17 protein-coding genes are annotated in these 24,473 nt (G+C 69.5%); 8 read left to right on the plus strand and 9 right to left on the minus strand.

From position 1 onward, the window contains the following. Positions 1-441 precede the first annotated feature (441 nt). The 4 genes from K7862_RS05995 to K7862_RS06010 form a co-directional block, all read right to left on the minus strand. Complete coding sequence (locus K7862_RS05995; RefSeq protein ID WP_222961545.1) at positions 442-1,203, minus strand: carbohydrate ABC transporter permease; 762 nt, start codon at positions 1,201-1,203, stop codon at positions 442-444. 101 nt (positions 1,204-1,304) lie between these two features. Then, entirely contained in the window at positions 1,305-2,300 is a 996-nt protein-coding gene (locus tag K7862_RS06000; protein ID WP_222961364.1) for a carbohydrate ABC transporter permease, read from the minus strand. Positions 2,301-2,489: 189 nt separating this feature from the next. After that, a complete protein-coding gene (locus K7862_RS06005; protein WP_222961365.1) occupies positions 2,490-3,734 on the minus strand; it encodes a sugar ABC transporter substrate-binding protein in 1,245 nt (414 codons plus the stop codon). 62 nt (positions 3,735-3,796) lie between these two features. Then, on the minus strand, positions 3,797-5,743 hold the full coding sequence (locus K7862_RS06010) for a glycoside hydrolase family 127 protein (RefSeq protein ID WP_222961366.1): 1,947 nt from the start codon (positions 5,741-5,743) through the stop codon (positions 3,797-3,799). Positions 5,744-6,003: 260 nt separating this feature from the next. On the opposite strand from K7862_RS06010, the gene K7862_RS06015 reads away from it, so the two are divergent. Continuing rightward, on the plus strand, positions 6,004-7,023 hold the full coding sequence (locus tag K7862_RS06015) for a LacI family DNA-binding transcriptional regulator (protein ID WP_308011867.1): 1,020 nt from the start codon (positions 6,004-6,006) through the stop codon (positions 7,021-7,023). Between the two features lie 62 nt (positions 7,024-7,085). On the opposite strand, the gene K7862_RS06020 is transcribed toward K7862_RS06015, so the two are convergent. Further along, positions 7,086-8,822, minus strand: coding sequence for an RICIN domain-containing protein (locus tag K7862_RS06020; protein WP_222961367.1), 1,737 nt, complete (start codon positions 8,820-8,822; stop codon positions 7,086-7,088). A 416-nt stretch (positions 8,823-9,238) separates the two neighbouring features. On the opposite strand from K7862_RS06020, the gene K7862_RS06025 reads away from it, so the two are divergent. The 7 genes from K7862_RS06025 to K7862_RS06055 all read left to right on the plus strand — a co-directional run bounded on the left by K7862_RS06025 (position 9,239) and on the right by K7862_RS06055 (position 18,246). Next, on the plus strand, positions 9,239-10,420 hold the full coding sequence (locus tag K7862_RS06025) for a GH12 family glycosyl hydrolase domain-containing protein (RefSeq protein WP_222961368.1): 1,182 nt from the start codon (positions 9,239-9,241) through the stop codon (positions 10,418-10,420). Between the two features lie 163 nt (positions 10,421-10,583). After that, positions 10,584-12,119, plus strand: coding sequence for a glycoside hydrolase family 43 protein (locus K7862_RS06030; RefSeq protein ID WP_222961369.1), 1,536 nt, complete (start codon positions 10,584-10,586; stop codon positions 12,117-12,119). A gap of 365 nt (positions 12,120-12,484) precedes the next feature. Beyond that, positions 12,485-13,777: an ABC transporter substrate-binding protein gene (locus tag K7862_RS06035; protein WP_222961370.1), complete on the plus strand. Its 1,293-nt coding sequence runs from the start codon at positions 12,485-12,487 to the stop codon at positions 13,775-13,777. Between the two features lie 11 nt (positions 13,778-13,788). Next, positions 13,789-14,724 carry a carbohydrate ABC transporter permease gene (locus tag K7862_RS06040; RefSeq protein ID WP_222961371.1) on the plus strand — a complete coding sequence of 312 codons (936 nt, stop codon included), beginning with the start codon at positions 13,789-13,791 and terminating at the stop codon, positions 14,722-14,724. Beyond that, positions 14,724-15,635, plus strand: coding sequence for a carbohydrate ABC transporter permease (locus K7862_RS06045; RefSeq protein ID WP_222961372.1), 912 nt, complete (start codon positions 14,724-14,726; stop codon positions 15,633-15,635). Before K7862_RS06040 ends, K7862_RS06045 begins: the two co-directional genes overlap by 1 nt. A 48-nt stretch (positions 15,636-15,683) precedes the next feature. Further along, on the plus strand, positions 15,684-17,183 hold the full coding sequence (gene arfA, locus K7862_RS06050; RefSeq protein ID WP_222961373.1) for an arabinosylfuranosidase ArfA: 1,500 nt from the start codon (positions 15,684-15,686) through the stop codon (positions 17,181-17,183). A gap of 337 nt (positions 17,184-17,520) precedes the next feature. After that, positions 17,521-18,246, plus strand: coding sequence for a FadR/GntR family transcriptional regulator (locus K7862_RS06055; protein WP_222961547.1), 726 nt, complete (start codon positions 17,521-17,523; stop codon positions 18,244-18,246). A gap of 28 nt (positions 18,247-18,274) precedes the next feature. Here K7862_RS06055 and K7862_RS06060 read toward each other — a convergent pair whose 3' ends face one another. From K7862_RS06060 to K7862_RS06075, 4 genes are all read right to left on the minus strand, one after another. Further along, positions 18,275-19,708 (minus strand): non-reducing end alpha-L-arabinofuranosidase family hydrolase, encoded by a 1,434-nt coding sequence (locus K7862_RS06060; protein ID WP_222961374.1) that lies wholly within the window; start codon positions 19,706-19,708, stop codon positions 18,275-18,277. A gap of 181 nt (positions 19,709-19,889) precedes the next feature. Continuing rightward, complete coding sequence (locus K7862_RS06065) at positions 19,890-21,083, minus strand: aldose epimerase family protein (RefSeq protein ID WP_222961375.1); 1,194 nt, start codon at positions 21,081-21,083, stop codon at positions 19,890-19,892. Positions 21,084-21,379: 296 nt separating this feature from the next. After that, positions 21,380-23,170: an amylo-alpha-1,6-glucosidase gene (locus K7862_RS06070; protein WP_262412748.1), complete on the minus strand. Its 1,791-nt coding sequence runs from the start codon at positions 23,168-23,170 to the stop codon at positions 21,380-21,382. 28 nt (positions 23,171-23,198) lie between these two features. Continuing rightward, entirely contained in the window at positions 23,199-24,446 is a 1,248-nt protein-coding gene (locus K7862_RS06075) for a sugar ABC transporter substrate-binding protein (RefSeq protein ID WP_222961376.1), read from the minus strand. Between the last annotated feature and the right edge of the window lie 27 nt (positions 24,447-24,473).

Below are 24,473 nucleotides of genomic sequence, written 5' to 3' on the forward strand. Positions count from 1 at the left end.
ACTGCCTCTGCGACTCCCGGAACGGTCAGAGACGTGATCCATGCGCATGCTTCCTCCTCATGGGGGGTGGGACACAGCGGCGGGCTGTCGCCGTGCGGTGTTCAGGAGGTGACGGTGACGGCTTGTAGGCACCGTGCGGCAGGGCGTTGAACCGGGACCCCGCCGGAGCACCACCCCGGCTGGGGACCCGAGTGGCCGCCCCTGCGGTCAGCCGACGGCGAACAGTGTTGGGCGGAGCGTTCCCACTGTCAACAGTTTCGACCTCATCACCGAAAGCATCGGAACACCACATTCAGAGGCCTGGACGGATATGCACAGCTCAGACACGTCCAACGCTTTGGCCACTGATGCGACTTCAGACCACTGCCACGATTTCTTCCCCTCGGATACCGCACAGATCTCGAAACTTTCGGACCCTCTTCGTGCGCCCTGCGCACGGAGTCAGTCCTTGACGGCTCCGGACGTGACTCCGGCGGCGACGTAACGTTGAGCGAGCACGAGCAGGGCGGTGGCCGGAACGGAAGCGACGACGGCGGTCGCCATGATCGCGTTCCACTCCTGGTTGTTGTTGCCGATGTACTTGTAGATGCCGAGGGTGATCGGCCGCATGCTGCCGCCCCCGTCGAGGGTGTTGGCGAAGACGAAGTCGGACCAGGCCCACAGGAAGCTGAACAGGGACACCGTCACGACCGCGTTGCGGCTGACCGGCAGAACCACCGAGATGAAGGTGCGCCACACCGTCGCACCGTCGATCGTCGCCGCGGCCATGAGTTCGTCGGGGACACCCGACATGAAGGCCGTGAAGATCATGACACCGAACGGCACGGCGATGGTCGAGTCCGCGACGACCAGGCCCCACCAGGTGTTCATGATGCCGAGGTTGAGAAAGATCCCGTAGAAGCCCATGGCCATGACGATGCCGGGAATCATCTGGGCGATCAGCAGCAGCATGCCGACCGTGCCGCCGCCCCGGGGGCGGAGCTTGGCGAGCGCGAAGCCGGCGGGGGCCGACAGCAACAGGGTCAGGGCGACCGTTCCCAGTCCGACCAGCAGGCTCACCCACAGATACGGGAGCTGATCGTCCAGGACCGCGCGGTAACCGCTGAAAGTGGGGTGCAGCGGCAGCAGGTCGGGAGGATCTTTCCGCATGTCCTGCTGCGGCGTCAGTGAGACGTTGATCATCCAGTAGATCGGGAAGAGCATGACCGCGGTCAGCAACAGGCCGATGGCCGTGCTGCGCCGCGACGTGCACCGTCCGCCACGGCGGCGCGCCGGCGATCGGCGGTGGGCGGATGTCGTGGTCGTCACCTGGACTGCCTCCTCTGCACCTGGATGTAGAGCAGCCCGAAGAGGAGCGCGATCAGGATCAGGATGTTGCCGACGGCGGCCCCGGGGCCGAACGCCGGAAGCAGCGAACCGAAGCCCAGCCGGTAGGACCAGGTGGCGAGCGTCGAGGAGGCGTCCCCGGGACCGCCCCTGGTCATGATCCAGATCAGGTCGAACACCTTGAGGGTGTAGATGAGCCCGAGCAGCACGGTGATCGCGGAGACGGGCCGCAGCAGGGGGAAGGTGATCCGCCGGAACTGCTGCCAGGTATTGGCGCCGTCCAGACTCGCCGCCTCGTACAGCTCCGCGGGGATGGTCTGCAGGCCGCTGTAGAGGATGACGAGGTTGAACGGGATGCCGATCCAGATGTTCGCAATGATCACCGAGGTCAGGGCCCACGAGGGGGACGTCAGCCAGTCGACCTTGCCGAAGCCCATCAGGTGCAGGGCGTAGTTCACCACGCCCGACTCGCTGTTGAGCATCCACGACCAGGTCGAGGCGGACACGATCAGCGGCAGGAGCCACGGGATCAGGAACAGGGCGCGCAGCGTCGGCGCCAGGCGGAAGTTCCGGTTGAAGAAGACGGCCAGCGCCAGTCCGATTCCGTACTGGAACAGGATCGACGCGAGAGTGAAGACGAACGTGTTGCGCAGGGCGGTGGCGAACGTCGCGTCCCGCACGACCTGGTGGAAGTTGTCCCACCCTGAGAACGGCGCGTCACCCTGGACGAAGGAACGCACGGTGTAATGCCGCAGGGACAGGTCGGCGTTGCGGTACAGCGGATAGGCGTAGAAGGCCCCGAGATAGGCGATGACCGGGGCCAGGAACGCCCAGGCCGCCGTCCTCGAGGACCACGGACCGCCGCGGTCGCGCCGGTCGTGGGACCCGCGGGCCGACGCGGAACCGGGATCGGCGTCGGGGCCGCCGGGCACGGCCGGGGGCCCCTGCCGTCCGTCGGCATGGGTGATGGTCATGGTCCTCCTCGTTGAAAACCCTGTAGGGACGGGGCCGCGGCACGAGGCGTGCCGCACGCGCCTGCGCGGATGTCGGCCGTCCCACCGGCATGACCGCCGTGCCGCCGGGACGGTCGGCGGCACGGCGGGGTTCGCGGGGTGCCCCGGGCGTGTCACGTCTTTCCCGGGTGGCGCGACGGTGCGACCGGATCAGCTCTGGTGGTTCGCGGCGGCCTTCTGTGCGGCCTCGAGTGCCGACGCCGGGCTCTTGCTCCCGGACAGAGCTGCCTGCACCGCGCCCCACAACTGCTGCGAGATCACCGGGTAGCGCGTGCCGAGGCCGTCGCTGGTACGACCGCGGGCAGCGGCGACCGCCTCGACCCAGGGCTTGAGTTCCGCCGCCGCGGACGTCTGCTGGTTCTGCACCGACTGCGTCGGGGCCACGTAGGACAGCGTGGTGTCGGTGGACAGCAGGTTGGCATCACTGGTCAGGCACGAGACGATCTTCGCCGAGGTCGCGTACCGGGCCGTGTCCTTCTGGACGGGCACGGTCACGAACTCCCCACCCGTGGGGGCGGGGGCAGCGCCTCCGTCGCGCGCCGGGATGGCGATCACGCCGTAGGGGAATCCCGCCTTCTTGGCATTGGCCAGTTGCCATGTGCCGTTCTCCCCGAAGGCGTACTGGCCGGTCGCGAACTCCTGCCAACTGGTGGTCTGGGTGTTGTTCAGCACGTCGTTCGGGGCGAGCCCCTGGTCGACCCAGTCCTTCCAGAGGGACAGTGCCGCCTGGCCGTCGGCGTCGTCGAGGTGGGTCAGGTCGCCCTTGGCGCCCCAGAACCAGGGGAGGAACTGGAAGCTGCCCTCCTCGGTGCCGATCGCCGAGAAGGTGATGCCCTTCCTGCCCACGGCCTTCACCTTCCTCAGTGCCGCGGTGAGCGCGTCCCAGGTCGTGACGGAGGCGGGGTCGACGTGCGCGGCGGCCAGGACGTTCTTGTTGTAGTAGAGCGCCAGGGTGTTGGCCCCGATCGGCACGCCGTAGGGAGCACCGCCCACCACGCCGGCGCCGATGATGTTCTGCTGGATGGAGCCCGTCGGGACACCGACCTCGGTCATCTTGTTGAGGATCCCGGCGTCCACGAGGGTGGAGACCACGGGGTTGTCCACCAGCATCACGTCCGGGGCGTTGCCCTGCTGGGCGGCCAGGAGCGCTTTGTTGCCGAGGTCGGTGGTGTCGTAGGCGGTGCGCTTGACGGTGACGCCCGCTCTCGTCCCGCAGGTGCCGACCAGCTTGGCCCAGGCTGATGAGCCGTCGAACTGCGGATAGGGGTCCCAGAAGGTGTAGGTGCCTGCATCGGCCGAGTTTCCCGGCGCTCCCCCGGATCCGCCGCAGGCGGCTGCGCCCGCGAGCGCGGTGCAGACCGCGACGGCGGCCAGGGCGGTGCGTGTGAGTCTCATGGCGGTCCTTGCTTGACGCGTGAGGAAGTGGGCGACGTCGTGCTGCGGGTTGCGGGAGGCCGTCAGAAGGCCGGGATCCACACCCGCATGGGGCCGTCCTCGCGGTTGGCCCAGGCGTAGTAGGGGATGGCGGTGAGGGTCAGCTCACCCTCCTGGTGGGGGTTGTGGTCCGGGCCGGTGCCGTCGGCCCTGGGGACGGAGCGGTAGGGCCACCAGCCGGCCTCGGCCGGTGTGCGGCGACGTCCGGAGGCGGTGACGACGGTGAGCCCGCCGAGGAGTCCGGGGCGCTCCACCGCGGACAGCGGCCGGGTCGTGTCGATGACGACGTCGTCCAGGCCGCCGCCCGGGTGGTCAACACCTTCGAGGCAGTGGACGAGCGGCCCCCGCTCGATCGCCACACAGCCGCGGACGGCGTCGACGCGGGCATCGGCCCCCACCAGGCGCGGCCGCATGTCCAGCTCGAGAACGACCTCGTCGCCGGGCGACCAGGTACGTTCCAGCCGCAGCCAGCCGTCCCCGCCGGCTGGAGCCTCGATCCGCCGCTGCGCGACGGTCACGGTGTGGCCGGCACTCCACTGCGGGATGCGCAGGGAGAGCGTCCACGGGCGGTCCTGCGGGGATTCCTCGATGATCAGCCGGATGCGGCCCGACCAGGGGAAGTCGGTGTGAGCGCTAACAATCGTGGGCGCACCGCGTACCTCTCCGCCATAGCGGCCCGCGGCGTACTGATGGATCTGCAGCCCCGCGTCGTCCGTCGAGGCGACGTAGTGCTCCAGACTCGCCATCAGCCGCATGACGTTGGGCGGGCAGCACGCGCAGCGGAACCAGCGCGTGCGGCGTGCCGACTGGTCGCCGCCGCCGTCGGTGTGCCCGTCGCGGACCTGCAGCGGGTTGACGTACAGCCAGCGCTCGCCGTCCAGGGCGACGCCTGCCAGCAGGCCGTTGAACAACGTCCGCTCGATCAGGTCGCTGTAGCGGGCCCGCCCGGTCAGCAGGGCCATCCGCCAGCTGAAGTGGACGGACGCGACCGCCGCGCAGGTCTCGCAGTAGGCGCGCTCGGTCGGAAGCTCGTAGGCGTCGCCGAAGTCCTCCTCGTCGTGGTGGGCGCCGAGACCGCCCGTGATGTGCGTCTTCGTGGCCACCATCGCCGACCACAACCGCTCGCAGGATGCCGCCAGTTCCTCGTCGCCCGTCTCCGCGGCGAGGTCCGCGGCGGCCGCGAGCAGGTACAGCTGCCGGACCGCGTGCCCTTCGACGTTCTGCTGCGCTCTGAGCGGCACCCGGTCCTGGCAGTACGCCTCCCCGCCGAGAACACCGTGCCCGTGCCGGTCCACGAAGTGGCCCGCGAGCGTGAGGTAGCGCCGCTCACCGGTCTCCCGGTACAGCTCGACGAGTGCCGTCTCGACTTCGGGGTGACCGTCGAACCCGTCGATCGGTCCGCCAGGCCCGAAGGTCGCGTCGATGTGGTCCGCGAACCTCACCGCCACCTCCAGCAGTTCCTTCTTCCCCGTGCTGCGGTGGTGCGCCACCGCCGCCTGGATCAAGTGGCCCGCGCAGTACAGCTCGTGCCCCCACCGCAGGTCCTCGTAACGGCGACCGGCCCGGGTGACCTGGAACCAGGTGTTCAGATAGCCGTCGGGCTCCTGCGCGGCTGCCACCAGGCCGGTGATCCGCTCGACGTCACGGGCCAGCTGCGGGGTGTCCGCACGGGCCAGCTCCCACGCGGCGGCCTCCAGCCACTTGTAGACGTCGGAGTCCATGAAGGGAAAGTCGCCGCGGTACTCCCCCGGCTCGCCGCCGGCGGCGAGCCGGAGATCGTGCAGGTTGCCCGCCGCCTCGAGCAGCGCGGGACCTTGCGGGATGCACACATCGGCGTTGACGGCGCGGCGACGGTGCCAGAAGCCGCCGAGGATGGCCGCGTTGCCCACCGGACGCAACGCGGTGCGCGCTCCGGCCGTCAGGCGGACGGGGCCCGCCGCGGGGGGCGGGTGCAGAGTGCTGCGAGACATGGATCTCCCCTGGAAGTACGGTCGGCGCCCGGTCGGCTCGGGGCGGGGCTGGGGTTCCGCCCACCGGGAGTCCCCGGCCCGGGCTGAGTCGCTTCTCTCGGCTCGCTGTGCGCAAAGCTTTTCTTTTGCAGAACGTAGAAGTGGCTTGCGTCACAAGTCAAGATGTCTGCGCAGTCCGCCAGCAGTCGGGCATAACACTTGGGATACGGTGTGCCGGCTGGCACTATGAACGCAGTTGCTCCGTGAGCAAAGGATTGCCCGTGACCGAGACCGACCGGCGCCCGACGACGGGCCGCGTGACCCTGGCCGAGGTGGCCGGCATGGCCGGCGTCAGCGTGGGGACCGCGTCCAAGGCCCTCAACGGCAGCGGTCGTATGCGGCCGGAGACGCGCCAGCGCGTGCTGGACGCGGCCCGGCGGCTGGACTTCCAGCCGAACGAGGCGGCCCGCAGCCTGCTCGGCGGCAGAACCTGGACGGTGGGCCTGATCACGACCGACGGGATCGGCCGGTTCAGCACCCCGGTGCTGCTCGGCGCCGAGGACGCGCTGGGCGCGGGCAAGATCTCCGTCCTGCTGTGCGACACCCGCGGAGACGCCATCCGCGAACGTCACTACGTCGAGACGCTGCTGGCCCGTCGCGTGGACGGCATCATCGTCACCGGCCGGCGGACCGATCCGCGGGAGCCCCTCAACGGCCTGCGGGGTGTACCCACCGTCTACGCCCTCACCCCGTCCACCGACTCCTCCGACATGTCCGTGGCCTCGGACGACGAGGGCGGTGCCCGACTGGCCGTGGAGTACCTCATCGGCGCCGGGCGCCGCCGCATCGCTCACATCACCGGCCCGGCCCATCATGCCGCGGCCCGCCACCGGGCCCGGCTGACCGAGGACCTGATCGGTCAGGCCTCCGTCGAACTCTCGGGCGGGCGTGTCCACTTCGGCGACTGGAGCGAGGCCTGGGGCCGCCGCGCCGCGCACACCGTCCTGCGCACGGCTCCCGACACCGACGCCTTCTTCTGCGGCAACGACCAGATCGCCCGCGGCGCCGCGGACACCTTGCGCGAGGAAGGGCACCGCGTCCCCGAGGACATCGCCGTCATCGGCTACGACAACTGGGACACCATGGCGCTCGCCTCCCGCCCGCCGCTGACGACGGTCGACATGAACCTCCCGGAGATCGGCAGGATCGCCGCGCTGCGGCTGCTCAACGCGATCGACGGCCGGGCCGTGAGCGGCGTGGAGACGGTTCCGTGCCGGCTGGTCATCCGCGATTCCGCCTGATCGGCCCCCGCCGGGCCCATGGTGCCGCTGGGCGCCCGTGGGCGCCCAGCGGCCTCGGCGGCTCAGCGCGCGGTGAGCTGCCACAGATGGTCCGCGGTCCCGTTGTCCTCCCACTGCAGGACCTGGGCGCCGCTGCTGGTGCTCATGTTCTGCACACCCAGCAGGAGACCGCTGTTGCTGTTCACGATCTTGTAGGAGCCCGTGCCGTCCGGCACGACGCGCCACAGATGGTCCGCCGTTCCGTTGTCCGTCCAGATCAGCGCGGTGCCACCGTCCGCCGTGCTCATGTTGGTGATGCCGAGCAGCAGCCCGCTGGCCTGGTTGCGGATCTTGTACAGACCGGACCCGGCGGAGACCAGCGTCCAGGTCTGGGTGGTCGAACCGCCGGCGGTGGCCTGATCGACCGGCGTGCCCTGGCTCGTGCCCTGGTTCTGCGTGTCGAGCGCCAGCCCGCTGTTCTTGTTGGTGATCCGGTAACTGCCGTCGAGCGTCCCGGCGCCGCTCGCCGGGGTGATCACGAGGTGGTAGGCGTAGGCGCTGTTCGTGGTCACCGGGACGGTGACGGATCCGTTGCTCACCGCGTAGTCGGCCTCGGACACGGTGGTCGGCCCGGAGACCGCGACGGTGCGCCCGGGGGACGGGGTGTACTCGACCTTGACGTGCACGCCGGATCCGAACGCGGCCAGCCCGCCGAGTCCGTTGACGGTCACCGCCGAGTCCCCGGAGCTGCCGCCGAAGACGACGTCGATCTCGTTGCCTGCGCTGTTGCGGGCCGCCGCGCCGTCGATGCCGGTCTGCGCGGGCGGCGTGGTCACGAGCATGCTGCCGCTCATGTCGGCGTACCACTTGTAGAGCCAGAACGCGCCGTTGGGACTGCCGCCCTGACCGGTGAGCAGGTCGCCCAGCGCCCCGGACTGGTTCCAGAAGGCCAGCTCGGCGTCGTGGACACCCAGCCGCTCGAACTTCGCGATGTAGCCGACCAGGGCTCCGGGGACGCCGACTTCCGCGGGGGCGGCGTACTCCTCGATCGCGATGGGCCGCCGGCTGATGCCGTACTTGTCCTCCAGCGAGGTGACCGTGGCCACGTCACCGGCGATCTTCGAGGCACGGCTCAGCTCGTGCCAGGCGATGATGTCCGGCACGGTGTTCGTGGCGACCGCGTTCCGCAGGAAGTTGTCCATGTCGCTGATGTTGTCGGAGAAGCTCGGCCCCTGGATCGGGGTCGAGGCGTCCTTCGCCCTGATCTCCCGGTAGGTCCTGGTCCAGAAGTCCTCGAAGGTGCCGTTGGAGTTGAGCCAGGTGTTGTCGGACTCGTTCCAGGGCGCGTAGGCGGCCAGGTTGGTGATGCCGGAGGCCTTCGTCTGCGCGATCTGGTCGTCGACCACGCTCAGCCAGTTGCTCCAGCTGAACTGGTACGGCCAGCCGGCGTAGTAGTCGGAGAGGCGGTTGACCACTTTCGCGCCCGCCCGGGCAGCCTTCGGGGCGACGGTGAGGATGTCTCCGGTCGGCTGCTGGTGGCCGCCCTGCGGCTTCTGCACGAAGGTGTTCGGCTTGATCGCCTGCACCAGGGTGTCGGACGGGGTGTTCGCGTTCGCCAGGCCGTACAGACTGCCGGTCGCGACATGGGTGACGGGCCGCAGGACCTGGTCGGCCCGGACGACGAGCGTGGTGGACGGGGAAGCGGCCGCGTGGGCGGCCGGGCCGGTGAACGCGGCCGAGGCCGCCACCAGGACGGCGGCACCGAGACCGACGACGGAAGTCGGCCGGCACGAAGGTCGGGGATGCGCGATTCCACGCATGAGGACATGTCCTCCAGACAGGTGTGTGTGAGGGGATGGCGAGGCCGGAAGACCGCCGTCAGCGACGCCGCCCGTCCTGCGGCGTCGTATCGGCCGGCTTCGGCTCACAGACCGTTGAACAACAGAGCAACAGAGCAACAGAGCAACGGTTTTTCCACCCACAACGTAGGAGCGCCGCGCGGAGAGGTCAAGGGAGCGCACGCCCTACGGCCGGAAGCGCGTCGTGATTGTCAACGGACGCCGATGCGGCGGGGGTTGACACGACGGGCGCGGTCGGGCAGCCTGCCGCCGTTGCTGCGCGCACATCCCTCTCCTCCTCACGGAAGGGCGAGACTCAACCGATGTGATGTTAGCGCTCACCCTCTATCGGGGCCCGCTCCAGCTCCGATCCCCCACAGAGAAAGAGGAGCCAGCCCATGAGAACCCCTCTGCGAGCCTTCCGCTCGACGCGCAATGCTCTGCTGTCAGCCGCGGTGGCCATCGGCCTGGTCGTCGCGGGTCTTGTCACCCTGACGACCGCCCCGGCCGCACACGCCGACACGCAGATCTGCGACCAGTACGGCTCCACGACCATCCAGGGCCGTTACGTGGTGCAGAACAACCGCTGGGGAACCACGGCGACCCAGTGCATCAACGTCACCGGCAGCGGATTCCAGATCACCCAGGCCGACGGCACGGCGACCAACGGGGGCCCGAAGTCGTACCCCTCGGTCTTCTACGGCTGCCACTACACCAACTGCTCGCCGGGTACGAACCTCCCCGCGCAGCTCAGCACGATCTCCAGTGCGCCGACCAGCGTCGCGTTCACCTACGTCGGAAACGCCGTCTACGACGCCGCGTACGACATCTGGCTCGACCCGACACCCCGCAAGGACGGGGTCAACCAGACCGAGATCATGGTCTGGTACAACCACACCAGCCCCGTCCAGCCGGTCGGCTCCAAGGTCGGCACCGCCAACGTCGCCGGGCGCAGCTGGGACGTGTGGACGGGCAACAACGGCTCCAACAACGTGATCTCCTTCGTCGCGCCCTCGGCGATCGGCAGCTGGAGTTTCGACGTCAAGGCGTTCACCGACGAGACGGTCAGCCGCGGCCTCGCCCAGAACTCCTGGTATCTCACCAGTGTCCAGGCCGGCTTCGAGCCCTGGCAGAACGGGGTGGGACTGGCCGTGACGTCCTTCTCGTCCTCCGCGAACATCGGCGGGGGCGGCACGTCCGGTGGGACCAGCACCGGCGGGACCACGGGTGGGACGAGCAGCGGCGGGACCACGGGTGGCACGGGCTCCTCGTCCTGCAAGGTCAGCTTCACCCCGCAGACATGGGCGGGTGGTTACACCGCGAGCGTCACGGTGTCGAACACCGGCTCCGCCGCCGTCAACGGCTGGCGGGTGGGCTTCACCCTGCCGTCCGGCCAGACCGTCACGAGCGCCTGGAACGCCACGATCAGCCCTTCCTCCGGGTCGGTGACCGCGTCCAGCCTCGCGTACAACGCACAGATCCCGGCCGGCGGCTCCCAGTCCTTCGGCTTCCAGGGCGCCTACTCCGGGACCTTCGCCCAGCCCAGCGGCTTCACCCTCAACGGCACCAGTTGCTCCTGACCGCCTCACGCCGCGCCGGCCGCCCACCGCGGCAGCCGGCGCGGCTCGTCGGCTCCCGTGCCTTGACTGCTCTCGCGGTGATCCGTAGTTTCCCCACCGAACGTTCGGACATTGCGGCGAAACAATTCGCCGTTGACCGGCGCCCGGGAAGGGACAACGCGCTGTGCACCTCTACGACAACCCCGTGATCAGCGGTTTCCACCCCGATCCCAGCGTGTGCAGGGTCGGCGACGACTACTACCTGGTCTGCTCGAGTTTCGAGTACTTCCCCGGCCTGCCGATCTTCCACAGCAGGGACCTGGTGCACTGGCGGCAGATCGGCAACGTGCTCGACCGTCCCGGGCAACTGCCGCTGCCGATACCCGGGACGATGGCCTCCCGTGGGCTCTACGCCCCGACGATCCGCCACCATGACGGTCTCTTCTGGGTGATCAACACCAACGTCAGCGGCGGCGGCAACTACATCGTGACGGCTGAGCGTCCCGAGGGCCCCTGGTCGGACCCGGTGTGGATCGACCTGCCCGGCATCGATCCCGACCTGGCATGGGAGGAGGACGGCACGTGCTGGTGCGCCTTCTCCGTCCCCGGAGTCCGTCTGGCCCGGATCGACCCGGTCAAGGGCGAGGTACTGGAGGGGCCTTTCCCCACCTGGTCGGGCACCGGCCTGAAGTACGCCGAGGCGCCCCACCTCTACCGCATCGGCGACTGGTGGTACCTGCTGCTCGCCGAGGGCGGCACCGAACGCGGCCACGCCGTTTCCGTCGCCCGTGCGCGGTCACCCCGCGGTCCCTGGGAAGGCGCGCCGGGCAACCCCCTGCTGTCCCACAGCGGCACCGACCGGCCCATCCAGAGCACCGGCCACGCCGACCTGGTCACCGCGCCCGACGGCACGTGGTGGATGGTGCTGCTCGGCACGCGGCCCCGCGGCTACACCCCCAACTTCCAGGTGCTGGGCCGCGAAACCTTCCTCACACCGGTGGAGTGGGACGCCCAGGGGTGGCCCACCGTGGCTCCCGTCCCCGAGCGGCACTCCGCGCCCGCCGGCGCCTGGCACCCGGTCCCGGAGCTGCCCGCACGCGACGACTTCGACGCCCCCGCCCTGGCCCCGCACTGGATCTCGCCCTACGCCCGCCCCGCCGATGCCTGGTCGCTGACCGACCGGCCGGGGTGGCTCTCCCTCCGGGCCACCGGTCCCACCCTCGACCGTCCCGGGTACACCTTCGTCGGCCGCCGCCAGCAGCACCACGACTGCTGCGTCGGGGTGTCGGTGGACCCGGGCGCGGGGCGCGGCGGTCTGAGCGTGCGCATGGACGAGGCCCACCACTTCGACCTGGAGGTCGGCGGGGGCGAGCTCAGCGTCGTCGCCCGCATCGGCCCGCTGCGCCAGACCGTTGCCCGCCGCCCCGTTCCCTCCGGCCCGCTCACTCTCACGGTCACGATCCGCACCGACGACATCGTGTCGCCGTCGCCCGAGGCCCCCGGAATCGAGCCGACCGGGCCGGACACCATCGCCTTCCGGCTCGGCGATCCCGGCTCCACGGACGCCGCTCAGCCGCTCGCGGAACTCGAAGGGCGCTACCTGTCCACCGAGGTGGCCACCGGATTCACCGGCAGGGTCATCGGCATGTACGCGGTGGACGGGACGGTGGCTTTCGACTGGTTCCACTATGCCCGGGTGCCCTCCGGCGACGTCACCTGAGCCGGCCGGTGTGCCGGCCGCAGGCCCTCGGTGCGCGATGTATTGACGTGCCCAGGCCGACACCCTAGGGTTCCCGAAACGATCGCTCCGAGTTCGAAATATTTCGCTCTCGACTCTGGTGACCCTCGCACGGAAGGGCCGCCGGGAGAGGGGGCACCGCAGGGGCACCACCGCGGGTGAGCGTCTTCCGCACCCCGGTACGCAGGACCGGCGGCGAGGTCACGATGTTAGCGCTCACCCCGATACCGGTCGGTGACGACCGCTTGTCACAGCAGGCACCTGCTTCGGCAGGAAGCACGGCGCGCCCAGCCGACCACCGCTGTTCCCAGCACTCGACGCAATGACGACAGATCAGGGATCCGGGGATGATGAGGAAAACACACAGCGCGACGGCCATCGCCATCGGCCTGGGCTTCGTTCTCGCCACCACGGGCTGTGCCGGCGGCGACGACAACGGCAAGGACTCATCCGGTGGCAAGGTCACGCTGACCTTCTGGGAGAACGCCTCGCCCGGGCCCGGTGCGCAGTACTTCGAGGACGCCGTGAAGAGCTACCACGCGCTGCATCCGAACGTCACGATCAAGATCCAGCGGATCCAGAACGAGGACTTCGACGGCAAACTGCAGACGGCGCTGAACTCGAGCTCCGCGCCGGACATCTTCCTCCAGCGCGGCGGCGGCAAGATGCAGGCCATGCTCGACGCCGGCCAGATCCAGGCGCTGGACCTCACAGCCGCCGACACGGCGAACGTCGGCACGGCGGCCCTGGCCGCCGACTCGGTCGACGGGAAGGTCTATGCCATCCCGCTCGACACGCAGCCCGAGGGCATCTACTACAGCAAGGACCTGTTCCGGCAGGCGGGCATCACCTCGACGCCGACGACCATGGACGAACTCGAGTCCGATGTCGCGAAGCTCAAGGCGATCCATGTCGCGCCCGTCGCCGTGGGCGCCAAGGACGCCTGGCCGGCCGCGCACTGGTACTACGACTTCGCCCTCAGGGAGTGCAGCCGGGACACCATGCAGCAGGCCGGCAAGTCGCTGAAGTTCACTGATCCGTGCTGGACGAAGGCCGGCGAGGACCTCGCCGCGTTCCTGAAGGTCAGTCCCTTCCAGAAGGGGTTCCTCACGGCGTCGTCGCAGCAGGGCGCCGGCTCTTCGGCGGGCATGCTCGCCAACCACAAGGCGGCCATGGAACTGATGGGCAACTGGGAACCCGGTGTGCTCGCCGGCCTGACCCCCGACCAGAAGCCGCTCCCGGACCTTGCCTGGTTCCCGTTTCCCGGTGTGGCCGGCGGGCAGGGCGACCCCAGCGCCATCATGGGCGGCAGCGGCGGATACTCGCTGTCGAAGAACGCGCCGAAGGAGGCCTTCGGCTTCCTCGAGTTCATGGTGACCAAGGAGCAGCAGGAGGCCTACGCCAAGGCGTTCGTCACCATCCCGGTCAACAAGGCGGCCCAGGGCGTCGTCACGGACTCCTACAACATCTCCGCCCTGCAGGCGTTCAACAAGGCCGCCTACTCCATGCAGTTCCTCGACACCGAGTACGGCCAGAACGTCGGCAACGCCATGAACACCGCCGTCGTGAACCTCATCGCCGGCAAGGGCACGGCCGCCGACATCGTCAAGGACACCAACACCGCCGCCGAGAAGGGCTGAGCGGCCCGACCATGAGCAACCCCCTGGGTCGTGTGCGCCGCTCCGGGCGTGGCAGGGTGCGTCTGGAGATCGCGCTGCTGTCCGGACCGGCGACCATCGTGTTCCTCGCGTTCGTGGTCTTCCCGGTCGTGCTCGCCGCGTACTACGGCTTCTACCGCTGGCACGGCTACGGGGCGCCCACCGACTGGGTCGGCCTGAACAACTACCGGCTGATCCTCACCGATCCGGCGTTCCGGCAGGTCCTGCGGCACAGTTTCATGATCATGGTGCTGTCGCTGGTCATCCAGGGACCGCTGGCGATCGCTCTGGCGCTGCTGCTGAACCAGAAGGTCCGCGGCCGCTCGGTCATCCGCGTCCTGATCTTCGTGCCCTATGTCATCTCCGAGGTCGTGGTGGGCACCGGCTGGAGTCTGATGCTGCAGAGCAACGGCGCCCTCAACGACCTGCTGCGGCACAGCGGCCTGGGCTTCCTGCAGGCCGACTGGCTCTCCGACCCCAAGCTGGCCATCTGGACACTGCTGGCCATCATCTCGTGGAAGTACATCGGCTTCGCCGTGATCCTGATGCTCGCCGGCCTGCAGTCCATCCCGGACGAGCTCTTCGAGGCCGCTCAGATCGACGGCGCCTCCTACTGGCAGATCCAGCGCCGCATCACGCTGCCACTGCTGGGGCCGACCATCCGCATCTGGGCGTTCCTGTCGATCATCGGTTCGCTGCAGCTGTTCGATCTCGTCTACATCATCTGGGGTCCGTACGTCTCGGGGACCGCGGGCACATCGACGATGGCGATCTACATGGTCGCCCAGGGCCGTAACGCGGCCAACTACGGGTACGGCAGCGCGATCGCGGTCGTGATGTTCCTGATCACGCTCATCGTCGCCCTGATCTACCAGCGCTTCGTCCTGCGCCGCGACCTCCGTGGCGCCGTCACCGAAGGAAGGACCTGATGAGCGCGACAGCGGGGGCCGGCTACTGGGTTCGCCGCGGCGTGGATCCGGACGCGCCCCTCGAACCGGCCGGGCGTCCTCACGGGCGGCAGCGGCAGAAGTGGACGCAGCCCTTCGTCTACTTCGTGGCGCTGCTCTTCATCGGGGTCTGCGTCGCACCGGTGCTCTACGTCGTGGCCGGCGGGTTCCGAACCAACGCGCAGATCACCACGAGCCCAGCGGCGTTGCCGCACCCCTGGGTCACCGGCAACTACGCCGGTGTCCTGCGGTCCACGACGTTCTGGGGCGAGTTCGCGAACTCCGTCATCGTGGCGCTGGCGAGCACCGTCGGCATCGTCGTGCTCGGCCTCATGGTGAGCTTCGTGCTCGCGCGCTACGACTTCAGACTCAAGGGCGCGATGTACTCGCTGTTCGCCGCGGGCCTGATGTTCCCGCTGGTCATCGCGATCACCCCGCTGTACATCGTCGTCAAGGATCTGGGGCTCGTCGACAACCTGCTCGGCGTGATCGTCCCGCAGATCGCGTTCGGTCTGCCGATGACGGTCATCATCCTGGTGCCGTTCCTGCGCGCCATACCGAACGAGATCGAGGAGGCCGCCGCGATCGACGGCGCGAGCCGGCTCGGCTTCTTCTTCCGCATGGTGCTCCCGCTGTCGGTGCCAGGTGTGGTGACGGTGAGCATCCTGGCGTTCATCGGCAGCTGGAACAACTACGTCCTGCCCCTGTACGTCCTCAACTCCCAGGCCGACTTCACGCTTCCGCTCGGAGTCCAGGCGTTCTCCTCGCAGTACTCGACGGACACGGCGAAGGTCCTGGCGTTCACCTCACTGGCCATGCTGCCCGCACTGGTCTTCTTCTCGATCTTCGAGAGGCGGATCGTCGGCGGTCTCACCGGCGCCGTCAAAGGCTGAAGCACATCATCGCGCGCACCTGGGCCGCCCAGAGATTGGACCACCGCATTGCTCCGCGCCCATATCCACCTCGACCCGCAGGCCGTCGTCGCTCCTGTCCGGCGCCGCACCTTCGGCTCGTTCGTCGAGCACCTCGGCCGCTGCGTGTACACGGGGCTCTACGAGCCGGACCACCCCACCGCGAACCCTGACGGCTTCCGCATGGACGTCGTCGACCTCGTCAGGGAACTCGGAACGACGACCGTGCGCTACCCGGGCGGCAACTTCGTCTCCGGGTTCCGCTGGGAGGATTCGGTCGGCCCGCGTGACCAGCGCCCCGTGCGCCGCGATCTCGCCTGGCACGCGCTCGAGTCCAACCAGGTCGGCCTCGACGAGTTCGCGAGGTGGCTCAAGCTCACCGACTCCGAGCTGATGCTGGCGGTCAACGTCGCCACCCGTGGCATCCTTCCCGCCCTCGACCTGCTCGAGTACGCCAACCACCCGTCCGGTACCGCGCTGTCGGACCTGCGCGTCGCGAACGGCACGCCGGAACCGCACGACGTCCGCATGTGGTGCCTCGGCAACGAGATGGACGGCCCGTGGCAGACAGGCTTCATGACGGCGGACGACTACGGCAAGATCGCCGCGCGGACCGCCGCCGCGATGAAGATGGCCGACAAGAACCTCGAACTCGTCGTCTGCGGCTCCTCGGGCTCCGGCATGCCGACGTTCGGCGACTGGGAGCGCACGGTCCTCGAGCATGCCTACGACCATGTCGACTACGTCTCGTGCCACGCGTACTACCAGGTGCACGACGGTGACCTCGGGTCCTTCCTCGCCTCGGCCAACGACATGGACTACTTCATCGACACCGTCCTCGCGACCGCCGACCACGTCGGGCACAAGAAGCGTTCCGCCAAGAAGATCAACATCTCCTTCGACGAATGGAACGTCTGGTACCTCGAGGAGCACATGGCGTCCCAGGAGGCCGGCGACGAGTGGCGCCACGCCCCTCGGCAACTCGAGGACGTGTACACGGTGGCGGACGCCGTCGTGGTCGGCAACCTGCTGATGACGCTCCTCAAGCGGAGCGACCGCGTCACCTCGGCATCGCTCGCGCAGCTCGTCAACGTGATCGCACCGATCATGACCGAGCCCGGCGGCCCGGCGTGGCGGCAGACGACCTTCTACCCGTTCTCCATCACCAGCCGGCTCGCTTCCGGCGAGGTGATCCGTCCCGCGACCGAGACGCCGGCCTACGCGACGGCGCGTCATGGTGAGGCATCCGTCGTCGACGCCGTGGCGACCGTCGACGAGGATCGCTGCTCGGTCTTCCTCGTCAACCGCGACCTGCGGAAGAGCGCACAGGTCACGATCGACGTGCGCGGCCTCGGCTCGTCGCACATCGCGGAGGCGGTCACCCTCGCCGACGCCGATGTCTACGCGAAGAACACGCTGGCCGAGCAGCACCGGGTGACCCCGTACGCGAACACGAGTGCGGCGCTCGCCGACGGGGTGGTCACCATCGAGCTGCCGCCGGTGTCGTGGACGGCGATCGCCCTCCGCTGAGCGGCCGACCGGGCAGCCCAGGGCAGCCCTGGGCTGCGGTCGGACACAGTAGGGGACTTGGACGCATCTGCACACCCTGATGAGCAGGTCTATTTCCACGTTCCTCGTGGCCGACCGCTGCCGTGTACCGCGGAACTGCCTGTCGCCACGGGCCGTTGAACGCGAGGGACTGAGATGAGTCGTACTCATCGCGGGCATATGCGCCAGTCGGTGTATGCTGCGGCGTTGACGCCGCAGTGGTGGCACGCCGCGTCGCCCGCGACGGAGGACGAAGGAGGGGTCGTTGGATGGCAACCCCGCACCGGCGGCAGCGGACGACAGCGTCCCCGCGCAGGCGGTGGAGCAGACCCCGCCGGCGTACAGGCCCGGATACGAGCTCGTCGCCGAGGACATCCTGCAGCTCATCGCCGACACGAGACTGCAGCCGGGCGATCGGATGCCCACGGAGAACCAGCTGGCCGCGCGCCTGGGCACGAGCCGCACGGTCGTGCGGGAAGCCGTCAAGATCCTCTCGGCCCTCGGGCGGGTGCGTGCGCACAAGGGGCGCGGGCTGTTCGTCGCCAACGACGAGGGAATGCTGGGCTCCTCACGCTGGGGAAGCTTCTTCCTGCCCACCGACCTCGATCACGTCTACCGGCTGTTCGAGTTCCGCCGGGTGCAGGAGGTCGCCGCGAGCCGGCTCGCGGCGACCCGGGCGACCCCGGCGGATCTGCGGGCGATCGAGAAGGCCGCTCAAATGTGCCACGAAGGACACACGACCGGCCGGCGGGACCTGTTCGATCGCGGTGACGACGACTTCCACCTGAGCGTGGCCAAGGCCTCGCAGAATCCGTTCCTGGTGGACGCGGTCCGCGAGGTCCGCCGCCTCCAGCACCAGTCCAGCACCATCGGGCTGCACGGCACCGTCGGCGGCCACGCGGAGGAGGCGGTGGTGGAGCACGAGGCGATCTACCGTGCCATCAGGGAGGGCGACCCGGAGGCCGCGGCCGACGCGGCCACCGTCCACCTGGACCAGACCCTGGAGGACTACCGCCGCGAGATCCAGCGCCGCGTCTTCGGCTGAACCGGGTCCGCCCTTCGCTGATGCGGGTTCAGCGCTGGAGGGTGAGGAGCCCCGGCCGCCAGGGCAGCTGGTCGTAGGGGCCGCCGGCGCTGGGGGACTTGCCCTGGTAGAGGAACTGCAGGTTGCAGGGGTCGATGGTCATGGTCTGGTCGGGGTTGGCGCGGACCAGGTCACCGTGGCTGATGTCGTTGGTCCAGGTGGCGCCGCTGTTGGCCTTGCCGGCGAAGGGGTTGCTCTCGCTGGTGGCCTGGGGGGTCCACGAGCCGTTGAGGCTGGACGCCGTGAAGGAGCGGAAGTACCGGCCGTTGGCCCCGATCGCCTCGACGATCATGAGGTACTGGCTCTGGTCCTTGACCTTGTAGACCTGGACGGCTTCGAAGAGGTTGTTGGTCGAGTCACTCATGACCGCGGTGGCGGACGAGCCGAAGTTGCCCGGGAAGTTCCCGATCGGCATGCTCGCCCGGTAGATCGTGCCGTTGTCGCCGGCGAAGAACAGGTACATGTTCTGGCCGTCGCCGATCAGCGTCTGGTCGATGGGACCGGTGCCGGAGTTGGAGATGCTGCCGGTGAACAGCGGTTGCGGTGATGACCAGCCGTTGGGGTTGGTGGGGTCGCTGGAGGTCCGGTAGAAGAAGGGCCAGGCACCCCACTGGGAGGCCAGGACCCAGATGTTCTTGGGTGCGAAGTAGAACAACGTGGGTGCCACCGTGGACTGGCTCATCCCGGTCTGGGCGGCCGAGGCCATGTCGGACCAGTTCGTGAAGGGTGCGAACCCCATCGAGCCGTAGCCCGATCCCGACACGTTCGAGGCGTAGACCAGGTGCTTGCCGTTGTAGACCACGTCGGTGAAGTCCTTCAGCGACACCCACCCGTTCGCCGGCTGCGCCAGTGCACCCGTCGACGACCAGTGATACGTCGAGGGAAGAGCACACGAACCACCCGTCGGCGGCGGGCTCGACGTACCGGACAGGCCGGTCCACTGCTGGTTGCTGCGGCCGTTGCAGGTCCAGATCTCCACCGCGGTGCCGTTGGCCGTGCCGCCACCCGTGACGTCCAGGCACAGCCCGGACTCCACGCCGACGACGGTGCCGTCGGAGTTCACGCGCCACTGCTGGTTGCTGCCGCCGTTGCAGGTCCAGATCTCCACCCGGGTGCCGGCGGCGGTGGCGTGGCCCGGGACGTCCAGGCACTTGTTGCCGTAGACCGTCAGCGCGTTGCCCGACGTCAGCGTCCACTGCTGGTTGGTCCCGCCCGAGCAGTCGTAGATCTGCAGGGACGTGCCGTCGGTCTGGCTGGAGTTCGGCACGTCCAGGCACCGGCCGGAACCGGTACCGCGCAGGGCGCCGCTGGTGTCCGCCTGAGCGGGGCCGGCGACGAGCATCGCCGCCGACACGACCATGGTCGCGATCACGGCCGCCAGCGCCGGTAACAGGCGCCTGTGGCTGGTGTTTCCTCTGTGCATCAGGGACTCCTCTTCCATGGATCGGCGGTTCCGGTCGCCCCCTGTGGGCAGGCCGGACGATTGGCGTGGGGCCTTGCGCGGCGGCTGGCCGGCGGCATGGGAGCGCTCCCAGATGGCGTTCCAGCGCACCCCGTGGCAGTCAGGATGTCGGTCCGGCTTCAGGGCAGGGCGCGGGACGCGGTCACGGACGCATCGTGGACAGGCCGTAGACCGTGGTGTGCTGGTAGACCTCGCCCGGTCGGAGGACCGGGGACGGGAACGCCGCGTGGTTCGGCGCGTCCGGGAAGTTCTGGGTCTCCAGCGCGAAACCGTAGCTCTGGCGGTAGGCGGTGCCGCCCGTGCCGACCAGCGTGCCGGTCAGGAAGTTGCCGCTGTAGAACTGCACGCCGGGCTGGGTGGTCCACACCGTCAGGGTCCGTCCGCTGCGGGGGTCGACCGCGCGGGCCGCGAGGGCGAGCCCGGCGCTGCGGCCTTGGTCGACCACCCAGTTCAGGTCGTACCCCTGACCGGTCATCAGCTGGGGATCGGCTTGCGCGACCCGCGCCCCGATCGCCGTCGGCCGGGTGAAGTCCATGGGGGTCCCGTGGACGGACAGGAGTTCACCGGTGGGGATCTGGGTCCCGTCGACCGGGGTGTACCGGTCGGCGTCGAGGTGCAGCAGGTGGCCGTAGACGTCTCCTGACGACTCCCCCGCCAGGTTCCAGTACGTGTGGTTGGTCAGATTGACCACGGTGGGCCTGTCGGTGGTGGCGCGGAAGGTGAGTGTCAGGTTGCCGCTGTTGTCGAGCGTGTAGGTGGCCCGTGTCGTCAGCGTGCCCGGGAAGCCCATCTCCCCGTCGGGGCTGACGTACTCCAGACGCAGGCCGACCGAGTCGGGGCCGTGCTCGACCGTCGGTGTCCAGACCTTCTTGTCGAAACCGGCCGTGCCCCCGTGCAGTGCGTTGCCGTTGTTGTTGACCGGCACCTGGTAGGTCGCGCCGTCGAGCGTGAAGGTGCCCTTCGCGATGCGGTTGGCGTACCGGCCGACGAGCGCACCGAAGTACACGCCGCCGCCGGCCTCGGGGCTGTTGTGGGCGACGTAGTCGTCGAGCGTGGCGAATCCGAGCACGATGTCCACCGGGCGGCCGCGCCCGTCGGGCACCTGCACGGACTGCACGATCCCGCCGTAGGTGAGGATCCGGACGGTCAGGCCGCCGGAGGCCACCAGCGTGTAGCGGTAGACGGTCACCCCGCCGATCTGGCCGAAGGCTTCCCTGCTGATCGCCGGCGCGGGCCGGCGGGAGGGCGACGCGGCAGTCGCCACGCCGGGAGTCGCCATCGCACCGACCCCGGCCGCGGCTGCGGCCAGGGCCTGTCGTCTGGACAGAGAGGTCATCGATGAGTCCCTTGCTGGATGGAGGACGGGCAGGGAGTCCGCCTCGTCGGACGCGGCGGCCCCTCCCGTCGGTGAGTGCGCGACCGTCCGTCGCGGCCGCGCCGATGAGCGTGACACACAAGGAATGTGAGCGCTAACAAGAGCGGGGAAAACGCTGAGACGTGCCAGACGGGTCATCAGATCCGACGACGGCACTGTGCACCGCGGCGGACCCGCTGTCAACCCCTGCCACAACCGTCCCTACAGCCGCACGAAAGGTGGCGCGGACATCGCCCCGCCGGCACGAGGGGTGGGCGTCACGGTCCCATGGCCGCCCCCGGCGACGGGATCTGCGCCGAGACCGCGGCGACGCCGCCGGGCATCGCCGCGGCGCGCCTGTGGTGTTCGTCCGCGAGCAGCAGGTACCCGCTGGCAGTCCAGGTGTAGGCCCGGTCCCGCAGTCCCTCTCCGGTGAGCGCGTCGAAGTTCTCGGCGAAGCCGGACTTCTCGCACAACGCACGGAAGCGGCGGCTGACCTCGTCGGCGAGACCGGTGTGGCCCGCCCGGCGCAGGCCGTCCTCGATCAGCACGGTCGAGGGCGCCCAGACCGGTCCGCGCCAGTAACCGTCGGCCTCGTAGAGCGGCGAGTCGGGGTGCTCGGTGGCCAGGCCGTGCGGCGTCAGGTGGGAGGCGATCCGCTCGGCGAGCCGGTCGCCCACCTCGTGCGGCAACCGCTCGCCCAGCACGATCGGCATCAGGTCCAGCAGGCTGCGGCTCTCCGCGAGACCGCCGCCGTACGGCGAACGGCTGCCGAAGCGGTCTCCCGTCCACAGTTGCTCCACCAGGGCCTCCTGGAGCGAGTCCGCGGCGCCCGACCACCGCTCGGCCTCCCCCTGCCGGCCCAGCAGCCCGGCGAGCTGCGACAGCTCGGACAACTGGAGCACGAGGAAAGCGGACAGGTCGGCGGTGACCGCGACGCGCCGGGCGTCGAACGTGGTGGCGTTGTCCCAGCCGCTGTCGTTGCCGTGCTGGTAGTGCGGCAGTCGGCGGCCGGGCGCGGTGCGGGCGGTCAGCCAGAAGTCCGTCCAGCGGGTCAGGTGGTGGTAGGCCGCGGCGAGTTGGCCGGTGCCGGGCGGCCGGGCCAGGCGTGCGCGAAGCCGTCGCAGGGCCCAGCCGTGGATCGGCGGCTTGACGAAGTTGTAGAGGACTTCGGAGTGGGTGACCGAGTCGGGCAGTGCCCCGGTCTCGTCCTGGTGGTCGAAGGGCAGCAGGAACTGGGCCCAGGCCAGGTCCGGCAGGCCCGGCGCGAGCGCGAGGGCGTTGAAGCAGTGGTCCCAGCTCCACACCTTGTCCATCCAGTGCTTGGACATCAGGACGGCGGGGCGGCGCACGAAACCGGCGGGTCGGACCGTGGCCGACCACAGGACGTACGCGGACAGTTCCGCCGCCGGAGCGGTGTCGGCGGGCACCTCGACGACGGCTGCCGCGAAGTTGCGGAACGCCTCCTCGCTGCGTGCCACGACGGTGGCGAACCCGGCGGTGGCGGTGTACGGCCGGCGGGCGCTGTCGATCTCCTCGACGGCGGCCTCCCACTCCGTCTCGTCGAACAGGGCCACGCCCCGGGCGGCCCCGGCCAGTGCCTCCGTGCCCCGCGGGCTCGCGGCGCCCCGCAGGACGGTGACCCGGTAGCGGCGCCCCGTCTCGTAGGAGGTGAAGTGGAACGAGCCGTCGACGGGGTCGCGGTAGAAGTAGGTGCCGCCGAAGGGGGTCAGCTCGGCGGTCACCGACGAGATCAGCATGCCCAGTCCACGGCCGCGCAGCCGGACGGTGTCGGCGCTCTCGTAGGCCAGATCGACGCGTCGGCCGTCGGCCTGCCAGGTCAGGCGGGCGGGCGTGGCCTGCCACACGGTACGGACGCGGTCCCCGGTCTCCGGACCGAGCGGCGTGAAGCGCAGCACCGGGTGCATGCCGTTCTGGTGGGAGACCAGGTGCAGGTCCGACGCCTGGGCGTGCTGCCCGACGACCGGCGAGATGCCGAACCACGAACCGTGGCGGCTGAACGGAATCTCCCGGATCGGGAAGGCGGCGCTGCTGGGCGTGGCGGTCATCGGCGGGCGTTCGGTCCCTTTCGGATCGCTACTTGGACGCGGCGGACTGCGCGGCGGACATCGCGTCCTCCGGCGACTTCGACCCGGTCAGGGCCGCCTGGACCGCGTTCCACATCTGCTCGGAGATCTTGGGGTACTTGGTGCCGAGGTCGTCGCTCGTGCGGCCCCTGGCCGCGCGGACCGCGTCCACCCACACCGTCATCTCCGGGCCGGTGGCCGACTGCTGTTCCTGGCCCGACCTGGTCGGCGCGACGTAGGACAAGGTGGCGTCGGTGGCCAGCAGGTTCCTGGCGCTGGTGAGGCAGGACACGATCTTCTGGGAGGTGAGGTAGCGGCCGCTGTCCTTCTGCACCGGAACGGTGACGAACTCGCCGCCTGTCGGGGCGGGGGCGGTGCCGCCGGACGCCGCCGGGATGGGGATCGTCCCGTAGCCGAAGCCCGTCTTCTTGGCGTTGGCCAGCTGCCAGGTGCCGTTCTCGGCGAAGGCGAACTGGCCGGTGGCGAACTCCTGCCAACTGGTGGTCTGGGTGTTGTTGATGACGGAGTTGGGGGCGTAGCCCTTCTTCAGCCACTCCTTCCACAGCGCCACCGCCGAGACGGCCCGGTCCGAACCGAGGTCGGTCAGCTGCGCCCCCGCGCCCCAGAACCAGGGCAGGAACTGGAAGCTGCCCTCCTCGGTGCCGATGGCGGAGAAGGTGATGCCCTTCCTGCCCGCCGCCTTCACCTTGGCCAGCGCCGCGTTCAGGCTCGCCCAGTCCTTGACGGAGGCGGGGTCGACGCCCGACGCCTTCAGGACGTTCTTGTTGTAGTACAGCGCCAGCGTGTTCGCGCCGATGGGCATGCCATAGGTCTTGCCCGCGCTCTGCCCCGCGGCCAGCAGGTTGGGCGACGCCTGGGTGGTGTCGACGTGGCTCTCGTCGGTGGTGGTCAGGACGCCGGCCTCGGCGAGTGTGGAGACGACCGGATTGTCGACGACGAGTACGTCCGGGGCGTCGCCCTGCTGGGCGGCGAGCAGTGTCTTGGTGGTCAGGTCGGTGGTGTCGAAGGCCGTGCGCTTGACCTTCACCCCTGCCTGGCGCCCGCAGTCGGTCAGCAGCTTGACCCACTTCGCGTTCCCGTCGAACTGCGGATAGGGGTCCCAGACGGTGTACGTGCCGCCCGCCGCGGACGCGGAGGCACCACCGCCCGACGACGATCCGCATGCGGTGAGGGCGGACGCCGCGGTGACGGCGGCCAGCGCCGTGACCGCGAACCGCCGGCGGCTGGGTCTGCTCATGACGCCCGTCCCTTCGTGTCGTGCCCT

Origin of the sequence: Actinacidiphila acidipaludis (assembly GCF_019890725.1) — a bacterium.
Classification (GTDB): domain Bacteria; phylum Actinomycetota; class Actinomycetes; order Streptomycetales; family Streptomycetaceae; genus Actinacidiphila; species Actinacidiphila acidipaludis.

What these genes read in the sequence shown, in the direction of transcription:
- K7862_RS06060 (WP_222961374.1), bottom strand. Translation starts at nt 19,708, where the DNA reads ATGCACAGAGGAAACACCAGCCACAGGCGCCTGTTACCGGCGCTGGCG.
- K7862_RS06070 (WP_262412748.1), bottom strand. Translation starts at nt 23,170, where the DNA reads ATGACCGCCACGCCCAGCAGCGCCGCCTTCCCGATCCGGGAGATTCCG.
- K7862_RS06010 (WP_222961366.1), bottom strand. Translation starts at nt 5,743, where the DNA reads ATGTCTCGCAGCACTCTGCACCCGCCCCCCGCGGCGGGCCCCGTCCGC.
- K7862_RS06000 (WP_222961364.1), bottom strand. Translation starts at nt 2,300, where the DNA reads ATGACCATCACCCATGCCGACGGACGGCAGGGGCCCCCGGCCGTGCCC.
- K7862_RS05995 (WP_222961545.1), bottom strand. Translation starts at nt 1,203, where the DNA reads ATGCTCTTCCCGATCTACTGGATGATCAACGTCTCACTGACGCCGCAG.
- K7862_RS06040 (WP_222961371.1), top strand. Translation starts at nt 13,789, where the DNA reads ATGAGCAACCCCCTGGGTCGTGTGCGCCGCTCCGGGCGTGGCAGGGTG.
- K7862_RS06035 (WP_222961370.1), top strand. Translation starts at nt 12,485, where the DNA reads ATGATGAGGAAAACACACAGCGCGACGGCCATCGCCATCGGCCTGGGC.
- K7862_RS06025 (WP_222961368.1), top strand. Translation starts at nt 9,239, where the DNA reads ATGAGAACCCCTCTGCGAGCCTTCCGCTCGACGCGCAATGCTCTGCTG.
- K7862_RS06075 (WP_222961376.1), bottom strand. Translation starts at nt 24,446, where the DNA reads ATGAGCAGACCCAGCCGCCGGCGGTTCGCGGTCACGGCGCTGGCCGCC.
- K7862_RS06065 (WP_222961375.1), bottom strand. Translation starts at nt 21,083, where the DNA reads ATGACCTCTCTGTCCAGACGACAGGCCCTGGCCGCAGCCGCGGCCGGG.
- K7862_RS06045 (WP_222961372.1), top strand. Translation starts at nt 14,724, where the DNA reads ATGAGCGCGACAGCGGGGGCCGGCTACTGGGTTCGCCGCGGCGTGGAT.
- K7862_RS06005 (WP_222961365.1), bottom strand. Translation starts at nt 3,734, where the DNA reads ATGAGACTCACACGCACCGCCCTGGCCGCCGTCGCGGTCTGCACCGCG.
- K7862_RS06020 (WP_222961367.1), bottom strand. Translation starts at nt 8,822, where the DNA reads ATGCGTGGAATCGCGCATCCCCGACCTTCGTGCCGGCCGACTTCCGTC.